Below are 386 nucleotides of genomic sequence, written 5' to 3' on the forward strand. Positions count from 1 at the left end.
CGAATCCTCGTTGCCGTCCTTGCCTTCGGCGGCCCGGGTCGCCTCGAGGTCGAGGGCGCGGCGGGTGACCGCGTGCCATCCGTCCTCGGTCACGGCGACCCCGGCCCGCAGCTCCCCGCCGTCGGCGTCGGCCGCCAGGAGCAGATCGAGGTCGTCGGCCTCGGTGTCGCCGCCGTCGAGCCCGAGCATCTGCCGCAGGTAGCGGGTCCATTCGATGGCCCGGCGTCCCCGGGTTGCCCGCTCGTACTCGTGCCAGCGCGAGAGGTTCCACTCCAGCGAGCCGACCCCGGCGGCGTCGTCCTCGGTCATGCCGCCGGTCAGGTCCCCGATCCGTCCGAGGAGTTCGAACGGGGCGACGTTCCCGCCGGTCGCCGTCTTGAGGTCGG

General features: G+C 73.8%; 1 pseudogene. It reads right to left on the reverse strand.

The features are described from left to right. Positions 1–386: pseudogene (gene rep, locus AB0C16_RS40860) on the reverse strand (replication protein Rep); the annotation flags it as partial.

Origin of the sequence: Nonomuraea sp. NPDC048916 (assembly GCF_040649575.1) — a bacterium.
Lineage (GTDB): Bacteria > Actinomycetota > Actinomycetes > Streptosporangiales > Streptosporangiaceae > Nonomuraea.